Genomic DNA, 11418 nt, shown 5'->3' on the forward strand with positions numbered 1-11418 from the left:
AACACAGTCTCCCTTACGCCAATCACCTGCTCGCCCTTCTGCCGGGATGCGCAGGTTATTTGGGGAACGATCGTCCTGGCGGGGGCATGCCCCCGCCAGGACGATCCTCGGCCAAACTGGGGAAATTTCAGCCAGCCGTTTTGGGGAGATTACATCCAGCACTGACACCGGAGATCTTCAACACGGATCAGGGGTCACAATTCACGACGCCCCGCTTCACGGAAGTGCTGGAAGCACGCGAGATCCGCATCAGCATGGACGGACGCGGTCGATGGCTCGACAACGTCTTCATCGATCGGCTGTGGCGATCCCTGAAATACGAATGCGTCTACTTGCAGGCGTTCGAGACCGGTTCGGAACTGCGGGCCGGGCTCATTTCATGGATTGCACATTATAACGGGCAGCGTCCTCATTCGGCTTTGGCTGGACGCACGCCCGATGAGGCGTATCATATCACGCCGAGGCCATTGGGTCCGGGGTTAACCCCGGACCCAATGGCTAACAGCAACACCGTCAACCTGGCGGCATGACAACAACCGGTTATAGCTTATCAGGCCCGTAAAGCTGTCCGAAGGGATGGGTCCACCTCTGTCCGGCCAAATTGTACAGCAAGATGGTCTATGAAGCGACGCAGCTTTAGAGAGACATGTCTCCTTGTCGGATAGACTGCATGAATCGCTAATTCTGACGTTTTGTAGTCCTTTAATACAAGCTCAAGAGCTCCGCTTGAGATAGATCCCCCGAAAACAAAACTCGGACCGTAAGCGATACCAGCACCTGTCAATGCTGCGGACAGCAGCATCTGCATATTATTGGATGCAAGCCGTACAGGGCCATCAATGATATGCATCTGCCCATCTGGGCTGGTTAAAGTCCAATCTCCGGGGGAAACACCCCCAGTGAAAGCTAGTCTTGGTGCTTTACGCAAGTGCTCTATTGTTTTAGGCATACCATATTGATTAAGAAACGATGGTGCTGCGCAATAAACCATACGACATGGAGCAAGACGTTTCACCACAAGATCGGAATCCTGTAGTTTTCCAATACGGATTGCCAAATCGACGCCTTCAGCAACCAAATCAATATAACGATCACTTAGCAGAATTTCAATCGAGACCTCAGGATAAATTTCAAGAAAACTTGCTATTGTAGGGCCAAGATGCATGGTGCCAAATGTGTCCGGCGCGGCAATTCGCAGCAAGCCTCGCACGTTCTCTTGCGTTTCCCGCACCTGAGTATTTGCATCTTTGACTGCTTCGAGAATTTTCTTACAATGTTTATAATAGACACTTCCGGCTTCTGTTAATTTCAACGTTCGAGTGCTTCGTTGGAGTAGCCGAGCTTGCAATTCTCCTTCAATTGCCGAGACGTGCTTTCCCGCCATAGAAGGTGATAGCCCGAAACGCCGTGCGGCTCCTACAAGACTTCCTTCCTCTACGGCGGAAACGAACACGGCCATGCTGGTTAATTGATCCATTCCACCCTCAACTTGATAATTATATTATCAGACTATGACTTTATCGCAGTATTTTATCCGGAAATGATCAGATGTAAAGTTTCTGCATCGGTCACAGAAGGCCGCACAAATGAAAGGCCGGTAAATGAAAGTCTTATCAAATGGAATTTCTCTTCATGTCGATGAGCAAGGCAAAGGAGAACTCTCCTTAGTCTTTTTACATTATTGGGGTGGATCTTCTCGTACGTGGAAATTTGTTATTGCAGATCTTACATCGACTTTCCATACGGTCGCTATCGATCATCGGGGGTGGGGGGAGTCCGAAGCTCCGGACTCTGGATATTCCCTGGCTGATATGGCTGCGGATGCCGAAGGGATAATTGCAACTCTGAATTTGCGCCGTTACATTTTAGTGGGACATTCCATGGGCGGAAAGGTTGCGCAATTGATGGCATCGCGTCGACCTGCTGGTTTGGCAGGCCTGATTCTTGTCGCACCATCTCCGCCTAGCCCAATGGCTCTTTCAGTGGAGGCGCGCGAAATGATGGCGAAAGCTTACGATAGCCGCGCAACGATCGAGGGAACGATCGACCATGTGCTTACCGCCAAACCACTCTCGGACGAGATACGTGAGCAGGTGATCGAGGATAGCCTGAAAGGCGCACCGGCGGCGAAAAGTGAGTGGCCGCGCGCCGCTAGTCAGGAGGATATCACGGAGAAGGTCGGCAACATTCACTGTCCAGTCTTGGTCATCGCTGGTGAGCTTGATAAAGTAGATAAGCTTGATGTGTTGCGATCAGAAGTAATGACACGACTGCCTAAAGCTAAAATGCATGTGCTCCCAGGAACAGGACATTTGTCGATGTTGGAATCACCTCGAGAAGTCGCGACACTCATTCAAAGTTTTTGCAAACATATGTTTTGAACAAGGGGACGCCTCGACGCGGATTTCTCACGGAAGGGTTGTGCATCGGGCTAGATGATGAAAAGTCTGTTTTGTGAAAGAGAAGTTCCCATAAGAACAAGAAAGCCCGATGCGGACAGAGTGTAGAACAGGCGTGTATGAATTTCCAGCCTCCTGTGGGCGGCGTGTTGTGGCCCGGTTTGACGGGGGTCGCATAAGTTCGGACGGCGATGTCATCCTGGTAAGAGCGCCTTTCAAAACCCTTGTACTATGTGCCTGAATGAGGGATGAGGCTGTATGGCCGCACCTGGAGGGTTCGAACAGCCCTCTGGATTTGAGGCTTTCTGTGTGATTCCATTTCTCGCGCGTTGATTGGGATATGGAAGATGAAGCAGTCTGGTTTCTTTGATGTTGAAGAGCGGCTTGCCCGCTTGAGCGGGTTTGGTGATCAGCTCGAAGCCTTTTCTCGGACTGTGGATTTTGAGGTATTCTGCCCTGATCTGGAGAAGGCTCTGGCCTATTCAGACGGCAGTAAAGGCGGACGACCGCCGTTTGATCCGGTGTTGATGTTCAAGATCCTGGTGATCCAGACGCTCAACACTTTGTCTGATGAGCGGACGGAATATCTGATCAACGATCGCCTGTCGTTCATGCGGTCCGGACAGATCCTCGATGCCACACTGGTGGCTGCTCCAAAGCAGCGGAACACCAATGCAGAGAAAAACGATCTTCGGAAGGGACGGATCCCACAGGACTGGCAGGACAAGCCGTCAAAGCTGTCGCACAAGGATCGTCATGCGCGATGGACACTAAAATTCACAAAGGCAAAGCGGCAGGACGATGGAACCATCCCGTCGAGTGATCTTGACATCCCGTTCTTTGGCTACAAATCTCACGTTTCCATCGACCGGAAGTTTCGCTTCATCCGCAAATGGAAGACGACGGATGCCGCCGCCAGCGATGGCGCAAGACTACGCGAGGGCCTGCTGGATAAAACCAATACAGCCTCAAGCGTCTGGGCAGACACAGCCTATCGCTCCAAAGCCAATGAGGACTTCATGGAAAGGGAGGGCTTTGTCTCAAAGGTTCATCGCAAAAAGCCGCATCTCAAGCCTATGCCTCGCTATATCCAGAGATCCAATGCAGGCAAGTCGGTGATCCGCTCACGCGTCGAGCATGTCTTTGCCGATCAGAAATCACAGACGGGACTGTTCATACGAGCCGTTGGAATAACGCGGGCCACGATGAGGATCGGCCTGGCCAATATCGTCTACAATATGCGTCGGTTCCTCTTCCTCGAAAGATTGAACGCAAGCGCGTAGTCCTCCAGCGGGAGGCGCCCCCGATCTACTCAAAACGCAAATCAAAAACGCCCCAAAAGAACCATCAATCAGCACGCCAAAATCTGAAAAATACTAGCCAACTTAGCCAAAGAAAGGTTCCTCGATCCCTCCACATTTACGCTTCCGGAAAGCTGGCATAAGCATTCAGCATGCGAATGCTTGTTTATGCCAATTCCGGAGCGGTTCAGTCGCGTACGACGTCGTATTGTGGTTAGATCCGTTCAGCGGCTAGCTTAGCCGCTTCCAGGGCTTTGCCATCCATCCACTTGCGTCGTGCGCGCTCAGACTCCATTTGTGCGTCAGAAATTTCAGATGGGTCCCCATGATGAAAAGGGGGCTGCGGTGCATACTGAATAATCAGTTGTGCATGCTCTGCGGCGGCTTTTCCCCGCAATTCAGCTGTCAAAGTCAAACCGAAATCCAGCCCTGCCGTAACGCCGGCCCCGGTAATACGATTGCGGTCTCGAACCACGCGTTCATGGGAGGGCGTTGCCCCCATAACAGAGAGGATATCCACTACTCCCCAATGAGATGTTGCTCGATATCCTTTCAAAAGCCCCGCCGCAGCCAATACCAGAGATCCAGTACACACACTGGTCACATATTTCGACGTGGCTGCTCGATTAATTAGGAAATCCACAATTATTTGATTATTCATGCAGGCGATTGAACCCATCAGACCGCCTGGAACGAACAAAACATCCAGATCCTGAGGGCAGGTTCCTGTCGTATCAGTTGGTGTAATCTGAAGTCCCACATCTGTCTCGACCGGATTCCGATCTACCCAGACAAGATGAATGTCGCATCCAATGATTTTGAGGATTGTCTGCGGCCCGACCAGATCAAGAAGTACCATCTGTGGATAAACCAGCATGGCGACTTTGAGAGGTGGCCCGGCAAACATCGGTTTCATGTGCTGATGATGTTCGTTGGCGAGGATGGCTGCAGATGGAGTGCTCATTGCAACGTCAGGAATGAGGGATGCAAGAGTAAGGGCTGCGAGACTGCGTCGCGTCAAGTTTACTGTTTGATGGTGAGAAGACTGTTCGGACATCAGATTATTCCTTGTGCAACGCGGCGATTAGAAATCAACACGGACGGTACCGAGCGCAGATCGTGGAGCCGCAGCACGCATTGAAAATGTGCCATTTGTGTCGTAGATGCGCGCATTCGTAAGGTTGTTGAGGTTTAACTGCGCGCGAAGAGAATGCCCCTTAAGAGAAAAGGCATACCAAATTGCTGAATCCAGCCTGAAGTATCCGGGAAGATAAAAGCTGTTGGGCAAGGTAGCTTCCCGACGCGTCTCTGCTCTTATACCGATTCCTAGACCAAGTCCTCGTAGATTTGACTTATTGCTGAATTCATAAGTGGTCCAAACATTTCCTGCATGCTTCGCAACCCCAGCCAATACATCTCCAACCGGATATTTATTATCCTTAGTGACTGTTGCGAATGTGTAAGCATAGCTGACAACGGCTTTCCAGCCAGGGAGAATTTCACCTGTTATATCAGCTTCAATACCTCGGCTCCGCTGTTCCCCTGCTGTAATTGAATAGAGAGGGTGAGCGGGATCTGTAGTGGGAACATTTGTTCTCGTGATCTGATATGCCGCCAAAGTTGCCTGAAGATGATTATGAAACAATTGCTGTTTGATTCCAGCTTCTATCTGTTTGGATCGACCTGGAGAGAGCGGGGCTCCTGTGTATGTTGATGACGAGGTTGGCAGGAAGCTGGTTGTCCAATTAAAATAGAACGATGTATTGTCTGTAGGGGCGTAAAGTATACCTAGACGTGGAGAAAATTTATTTTCAGATACAGATGCGTTGATCCCGGAATTCTTATTGAGAGAAGACGTATCTGTTGCGTCATAGCGTCCTCCGCCCAGCAGATAGATATGCTTTGCGATTGTAATAAAATCCTGAAAATACACTGACGCAGCTTCTGCTTGCGTAGAAATATTCGAGCGCAATCTGAAAATGCCAGGCGTTGCAGAATATACTGGCTTCTCAAGGTTTAGTGACGCAAGCGTTGCTGATAAAGTCTTCGCACTGTAATCGGTTTGATAGAGTTCACTGCCAATGAACCAATCGTGTTGCAAAAATCCTGTGTGGATACGGCCGAAAAATTCATTCTGCAGATCGAAATCCTTGCCCATTTGAGGGCCTTCTGACACTCCACGGGCTAAAATCATGCCGTTAGAGCTCAAAGACAGCGTACTCATACGATCAGAGCCGAAGTAATAATTGTTGATAGAACTTGCAAATCCAGACCGAAAATGGAAGTTTTTGTTAAAATCGTGACGCCAGTTATAACCAAGTCGCCATGAATTTTGGTGAGATGCACCGAGACTTGTATTGTCGAAATTATACGAAAGTGGAAATGCTAGCGCTTTACGGACCAGGGGTGTTTGCGATGCTCCCCACGTGTAGTTCGACAACTGATAGGAACTGAAGAACGTAACTGTATCATAACGGCTTGGGCGCCACCGGATCGTTGGGGCAATGTATGTGTCTTCGTTATAACCGAAGTTTCGAAATGTATTATCGTGCTGATAGGCGAGGTTGATTCGCCCTACGAGGGTGCCGTCCCCCGATAGATCTCGATTGGCATCGGTTACACCTCTAAAGAGACCAAAACTTCCGCCTGAAAGTCCGGCGTGCAAGAAATTTGCACCATCGACAGGCCTTTTGGTCTTCACGTTCACAACGCCGCCTGAAGATAATGAGCCTCCGTAAAGCACGGAAGCCGGCCCTTTGAGCACCTCAATTGAATCTACGCCCTGTATGTCTTGCGTTCCTGTTTGTTCGCGAAATCCATCGCGTAACGTGGTTGAGGAGTCCGAAAATCCTCGAACTCGAAACGTTAGTGAGTTGGGAAAGGTCAGGTTACGTTCGACACCGCTGACAGTTTCAACTGCCTGATTAATGGTCAGCGCGCCGCGGTCCTGAATTAAAGCATGAGTCACGACCTGGACAGACAATGGATTTTTCTGGATCTGAACAGGAATTTTCAGTGCTGTTGTATCTGCAGGTGCGAGATATGCTGTCGCGGTCTGTCGTTTTCCATCGACGAGAATAAACTCGGGGCGGTGTTCTTCCTGGTGAAGACCTTGAGAAGATGAGGTCGGCGATTGTCGTGATTCATTTTCAGGCTTCGGCTTAGCCAGAGGACGACGCACCGATGCGGATGATGATGATGAAGCATGACTACTGTCGGTATGATCGCCAGGTGTCGTTGGTATGTGTGCTTTTGAAGACGCATGCACACTCCCGGATGTGAGGGCAAGCAGGGACGCGCCGATGCATAGAGCGCATCGGCTTCGGATATGAAGCATTGGATAATTTTCCGTAAAGGCATGATGCGATCGTCTGGGAAGCAGACGATCGGGGTGTCAGACTTATGCCGTTACGGACGTTGGGGGGCCGGTTGCTGGTGGTTGTACCCCAGCGAACTGGCCCATGGTGCGCGGAGCGATAGCCGACTGAAAGCAACAGTAACGTACGCGAAGAATAGCGAGCAGGATCGCAATGCAAAACGCGATAGTGACTGTTGGCAGGTGAAGCAGAGGACATAAAAAACAGTAACCGTCACCATGATGGTGGCGGGCAGGCACAGACGTCGCTACGTGCTGTCCGTCAGCCATCTCTGGCATGTCTGCACTACACTGCATGATTGAAGTGTCATCATGCTGCACGGGCCTTCCGAAGTGCAGCCCCGTCAGGCGCTCTAACGTTACTCGTGGCATTTCACCAGGAAGGGCGCGGCTCTGCAACGTCAGTTGTCCAAGAAATCCTATCAGCGCGCACGCGATCAGTAGCAGACGAGCAGCACGTGTCAGATCGTTCCTGAAAGGCAATCGGAAGGAAGAAAACAGCGGTCAACTCCCATTCACTGCGACGATAGTCGGATAGGTCTTTGCGGAAAGGAGGCAACCGCAGATAAATCTTTCTCGTTGCCGCCCTATTGATCGCACTTACAGACCCGATAATCTGTCTCGGATGTAGCCCGCTCAGAGCATATAACAAATATGATAGGCTGCGCAATCATCTTATTTTAAATCATGAACGGCGTCGAGCATGCTCACTGGGCATTCGTTCTGGATCAACAGACTGTCGGCGCATCGTAGGGCGGCGGCTCGGATTTTTTTTCGTCCTGGGGTGGTCCTCTCAACTGGAAACTGACGGAGGTCCTTATACGTCCCTAAATCAGATGAGACGGCTGAGGTGATGAGGCACCCCATCAGGAGCGTTCTATTCCTTGATGAAACCGCTGTTTCATTTGGACGGGACGTAAGGCGCAAAAGATGTCATTACGCCTTTTGCCTGTAAGAACAAACTGATTGGTTCACTTCGGAGAAGGCGTCATTTTTGTTGAGGTTATTGGGTTCGGGTGTATGCGATCAACAGGGTGGCTGGATACGCAAGGCGTATCTGGTGCTCGTCGCGTGCGCGTTGATCGGACTCATGGGCCAACTCACTTTGCAGAGCCGCGGGCTACCGGATGAAATGCCGCGCGCGACATTTGAGCGCTTGACGGGGTTACAGATCGGTCCGGCTGACTCTGATGTTACCGACGTTGTTATGATGGATAACGACATGCCGGACATGAAAATGGCCAGTATGTCAGACATGAGCGAGAGGTGGTCCCCATTTTTCAGACAGGGCGATAAGCTATAATCCGACCTGAGAGAGGGCGGGTTTTATGGGGAAGGTTACGCGCAAGAGGTATGGGGCGGAGTTCAAATCACGGGTTGCCCTGGAAGCGATCCGTGGGGAACTGACGCTGGCGGAATTGGCTTCGAAACGTGGTGTGCATCAGACGATGATTGCCCAGTGGAAACGGCAGGCGATTGAGGGGATGGCGGCGACCTTCTCCGGGAAGCCGGTGGCCGAGCCCCCGGTCAGCCCTGCTGATGTGGAGAAACTGCACGCGAAGATAGGCGAGCTTCTCGTGGAACGGGATTTTTTACGCGATGCCTCTGCTCGGTTGGGCGTGATCAGAGGCGGCAGATGATTGACCCGAAGCGATCGCGCCTGCCGATAATTCGGCAATGCACGCTGCTGCGACTCAACCGGTCGGGCGTTTACTATCGGCCTGTGCCACAGAGTGAGGCCAATCTGGCGCTGATGCGGCTGATCGACGCCCAGTTCCTGGAAACGCCGTATTATGGCTCGCGGCAGATGACATGGCATCTGCGCCGCCTGGGACATGAAGTGGGGCGCAAACGCGTCCGCCGGTTCATGGCGATCATGGGCCTGCGGGCGATCTACCAGAAGCCACGCACAAGTGTGCCGCATCCGGAGCATCGGAAATATCCCTATCTGCTGCGGGATCTGGTCAGTGAGCGGCCTAACCAGGTCTGGTGTTCCGATATCACATATATCCCCATGAAACGGGGATTTCTCTATCTCGTGGCGATCATGGACTGGTTCACGCGCAAGGTGCTGTCCTGGCGTCTGTCGAACATGATGGACGCGGAGTTCTGTATTGAGGCACTCCAGGATGCGCTGATGCACTACGGCACCCCGGAGATTTTCAACACGGACCAGGGCTCACAATTCACGACGCCCCGTTTTACCGGGATCCTGGAAGAACGTCAGATCCGTATCAGCATGGACGGACGTGGGCGCTGGCTGGACAACGTGTTCATCGAGCGTCTGTGGCGGTCTCTGAAATACGAATGCATCTACCTGCACGCATTTGAGACCGGATCAGAACTTCGAGAGGGACTCACGAAATGGATCACTCATTATAACGGGCAACGTCCCCATACGGCCCTGGCTGGACGAACGCCTGATGAGGCGTATCATGGCGCGCCGACACCATCTGCTCCGGGGTTAACCCCGGAGCAGATGGCCAACAGCAACGCCGTCAGAATGGCGGCATAACAAGAACCGGGTATAGCTTATTCAAACCCAAAAACTGTCCGAACGGACGTGTCCACCTCTATTCGCCGCTCGCCATGCGAACAACCAATTTGGGAAGCTAAACATCGGCCTACTGACCACCGCTGCCTCCCTCGTCTACAATCTCGGACCGATGAGAAAGCCCCCAGTCGGCCATCGACTGCATGATCGGCCGCAGCGTATCGCCTAGATTGGTTAGACGATACTCTGTCTTCGGCGGGATCACGGGATATTCCTTGCGCGATAGCAGTCCCCATTCCTGCAGTTGGCGCAGTTCTTTCGTCAGCATTCGGTCGCTGATCGGAGGGCATGCTCTTCGTATCGCAGAGAACCGTAACGGTTGGTTTCGAATAAGTGACCACACGATACGAGCTTTCCATCGCCCGCTGAGGATCTTCGACGTAAATGCCACAGGGCACGGGGTATTGAGTTGCATAGCGCTTACACTAACAAAAATAACCGCACTTGTGTAGGGTAAGTGTTCCAATGTTGATGGTCTTCGAAGTCGATCCAGACTGAATCAGGCAGAGGAGAACTCGAAGATGAAGGCCATTTGCGTCACGGAAACTCGCCAGCTTGAGGTACGCGAGGTCCCCACACCAACCTTTCTCCCAGACGGGCACATCCTGGTGGACATTGTTGCCTCCGCTATTAACCATGGGGATAAAGCCTTCCTCTCAAGACCGACGATCACCACGGGGTCAAAACCCAGTCTTTATGAAATCTGGGGTGCCTCTTCATCCGGCAAAGTGCGCGCTATTGGGAAGGATGTCCCACTGGAGTTTGCGGGCAGGAATGTGGCGCTATATCGCTCGCTGACGCCGAGCCCGCATATTGTCGGATTGTGGTCCGAGCAAGCCGTCGTGCCTTACACCAGCGCCCTTATTCTTCCAGAGTGCGTTGCAGTCGAGGATTACTCCGGTTCTCTGGTCAATGCGATGACTGCGTACGCGTTTATGGAAGAGATGTTGAGCGAAGGACACAAGGGCCTGATCGTGACGGCGGGCGCTTCAGCGACCGGCCTGGCCATAACGGCGATTGCCCGGAGAAATCATATCCCGTTGCTTGCTCTGGTGCGCTCCGAGCAGGCTGGCGAAGAACTACGTAGATTTGGTGTGGAGCATGTGCTTGTTACGAAATCGAATGATTTCGAAAGTCAATTTGCTACGATTTCAGAACAACTGAGCACAACGGCTGTCTTCGATGGAGTTGGAGGAGAACTGATCACTCGGATCGCTCCACATCTGCCGACAAGCAGTACTGTTTCGTTTTACGGCTTCCTTGGTGGCTCAATCCCGATCTCGGTTCCATCAGTACTCTTTTCAGCAAAGAAGCTTACGATGAAGGGATTCAGCAATTTCAACAGCAGGACCGTTAAGGACACCCAGAGGCTTCGTGCCGCGCTGACGTCTCTCGCAGATATCATCGTCGACCCGATGTTCAGAACACGTCCGGGAAAGAAGTTCAGCCTCGATCAAATTGCTCAAGCTATGGCGTATGAGGCTGAACCTGGAGCCAAGGCCATTCTTACATCAGCATCCTGATGCGCGTCACGCAAGTGGATCGGCTACGCTGGCGGTCGAGGTGCAGCACTCGACCCAAGGAAGGTCGAAAAACGAAACAAGTGGCTCGTTCCCGTTGTCATGGGTTTCGAGGGGGTACCTCGTAATTTGTATACACTGTGCTTAAGCGGCGGACCTAGAGGGTGTTATGCACATTGGACCATCTGTGCGGCATGTTTGAGCATGTATCCGACGAATGCGATGACGTGGAAGCCTGCGAGCGTGGTCGCGTATCTTTCGTAGTCCT

The 11418-nt window shown here is 52.0% G+C and carries 9 protein-coding genes; 5 read left to right on the plus strand and 4 right to left on the minus strand.

Annotated elements, in window-relative coordinates; translation table 11 throughout:
• Positions 1–530, plus strand: a 530-nt coding sequence (locus tag HLH36_RS18965; protein ID WP_246377042.1) for an integrase core domain-containing protein, incomplete at its 5' end; no start/stop codon positions are given.
• A 20-nt stretch (positions 531–550) separates the two neighbouring features.
• Here the strand turns inward: HLH36_RS18965 and HLH36_RS18970 are convergent.
• Positions 551–1459: a LysR family transcriptional regulator gene (locus HLH36_RS18970; RefSeq protein ID WP_246377043.1), complete on the minus strand. Its 909-nt coding sequence runs from the start codon at positions 1457–1459 to the stop codon at positions 551–553.
• Positions 1460–1601: 142 nt separating this feature from the next.
• On the opposite strand from HLH36_RS18970, the gene HLH36_RS18975 reads away from it, so the two are divergent.
• Both HLH36_RS18975 and HLH36_RS18980 read left to right on the plus strand, forming a co-directional pair.
• On the plus strand, positions 1602–2381 hold the full coding sequence (locus HLH36_RS18975; RefSeq protein ID WP_182987845.1) for an alpha/beta fold hydrolase: 780 nt from the start codon (positions 1602–1604) through the stop codon (positions 2379–2381).
• A 365-nt stretch (positions 2382–2746) separates the two neighbouring features.
• Positions 2747–3682, plus strand: coding sequence for a transposase (locus HLH36_RS18980; RefSeq protein WP_182987846.1), 936 nt, complete (start codon positions 2747–2749; stop codon positions 3680–3682).
• A 232-nt stretch (positions 3683–3914) separates the two neighbouring features.
• On the opposite strand, the gene HLH36_RS18985 is transcribed toward HLH36_RS18980, so the two are convergent.
• On the minus strand, positions 3915–4757 hold the full coding sequence (locus HLH36_RS18985; RefSeq protein WP_182987847.1) for a DJ-1/PfpI family protein: 843 nt from the start codon (positions 4755–4757) through the stop codon (positions 3915–3917).
• A 27-nt stretch (positions 4758–4784) separates the two neighbouring features.
• The gene (locus tag HLH36_RS18990) at positions 4785–6881 is read right to left on the minus strand and encodes a TonB-dependent siderophore receptor (RefSeq protein WP_182987848.1); all 2097 of its coding nucleotides are present in this window, start codon (positions 6879–6881) and stop codon (positions 4785–4787) included.
• A gap of 1523 nt (positions 6882–8404) precedes the next feature.
• On the opposite strand from HLH36_RS18990, the gene HLH36_RS18995 reads away from it, so the two are divergent.
• Positions 8405–9591 (plus strand): IS3 family transposase gene (locus tag HLH36_RS18995; protein ID WP_182987849.1). Its coding sequence is split into 2 segments (ribosomal slippage): positions 8405–8663 and positions 8663–9591, totalling 1188 coding nucleotides; the frame shifts between segments, so codons are not numbered across the junction.
• 109 nt (positions 9592–9700) lie between these two features.
• Here the strand turns inward: HLH36_RS18995 and HLH36_RS19000 are convergent.
• On the minus strand, positions 9701–10045 hold the full coding sequence (locus HLH36_RS19000; protein ID WP_182987850.1) for a winged helix-turn-helix transcriptional regulator: 345 nt from the start codon (positions 10043–10045) through the stop codon (positions 9701–9703).
• A 106-nt stretch (positions 10046–10151) separates the two neighbouring features.
• On the opposite strand from HLH36_RS19000, the gene HLH36_RS19005 reads away from it, so the two are divergent.
• Positions 10152–11153, plus strand: coding sequence for an MDR/zinc-dependent alcohol dehydrogenase-like family protein (locus HLH36_RS19005; RefSeq protein ID WP_182987851.1), 1002 nt, complete (start codon positions 10152–10154; stop codon positions 11151–11153).
• The last annotated feature ends 265 nt before the right edge of the window (positions 11154–11418 follow it).

It is taken from the genome of Gluconacetobacter aggeris (genome assembly GCF_014174395.1).
GTDB classification, from domain to species: Bacteria; Pseudomonadota; Alphaproteobacteria; order Acetobacterales; family Acetobacteraceae; genus Gluconacetobacter; species Gluconacetobacter aggeris.

What these genes read in the sequence shown, in the direction of transcription:
- HLH36_RS19005 (WP_182987851.1), top strand. Translation starts at nt 10,152, where the DNA reads ATGAAGGCCATTTGCGTCACGGAAACTCGCCAGCTTGAGGTACGCGAG.
- HLH36_RS18975 (WP_182987845.1), top strand. Translation starts at nt 1,602, where the DNA reads ATGAAAGTCTTATCAAATGGAATTTCTCTTCATGTCGATGAGCAAGGC.
- HLH36_RS19000 (WP_182987850.1), bottom strand. Translation starts at nt 10,045, where the DNA reads ATGCAACTCAATACCCCGTGCCCTGTGGCATTTACGTCGAAGATCCTC.
- HLH36_RS18970 (WP_246377043.1), bottom strand. Translation starts at nt 1,459, where the DNA reads ATGGCCGTGTTCGTTTCCGCCGTAGAGGAAGGAAGTCTTGTAGGAGCC.
- HLH36_RS18985 (WP_182987847.1), bottom strand. Translation starts at nt 4,757, where the DNA reads ATGTCCGAACAGTCTTCTCACCATCAAACAGTAAACTTGACGCGACGC.
- HLH36_RS18980 (WP_182987846.1), top strand. Translation starts at nt 2,747, where the DNA reads ATGAAGCAGTCTGGTTTCTTTGATGTTGAAGAGCGGCTTGCCCGCTTG.